Genomic DNA, 314 nt, shown 5'->3' on the forward strand with positions numbered 1-314 from the left:
GCGTGGCGGATCTGCCGGGACAACAACTGGTGGAGCGTGTTCGGCAAGAAGCGCGGCAGTATCAAGAAGGCCGGCCCGCCGGTGCACGACGGCCTCGTCCGCCGTGACTTCACCGCGACCGGACTGAACCGGCTGTGGCTCACCGATATCACCGAACATGCCACCGGCGAAGGCAAGTTGTATCTCTGCGCGATCAAGGACGTCTTCAGTAAGAGGATCGTCGGCTACTCGATCGACACGCGGATGAAGTCCCGCCTGGCCGTCACAGCCATGAACAACGCGGTTGCCCGGCGTGGACACGTCGCCGGGTGCAT

General features: G+C 63.7%; 1 protein-coding gene. It reads left to right on the forward strand.

The window, feature by feature from the left end; genetic code table 11:
• The coding region (locus tag ADK54_RS18285; RefSeq protein ID WP_234392121.1) for a DDE-type integrase/transposase/recombinase at positions 1-314 on the forward strand (314 nt) is incomplete at both ends.

This window comes from Streptomyces sp. WM6378, assembly GCF_001279695.1.
In the GTDB taxonomy this organism is placed as follows: domain Bacteria; phylum Actinomycetota; class Actinomycetes; order Streptomycetales; family Streptomycetaceae; genus Streptomyces.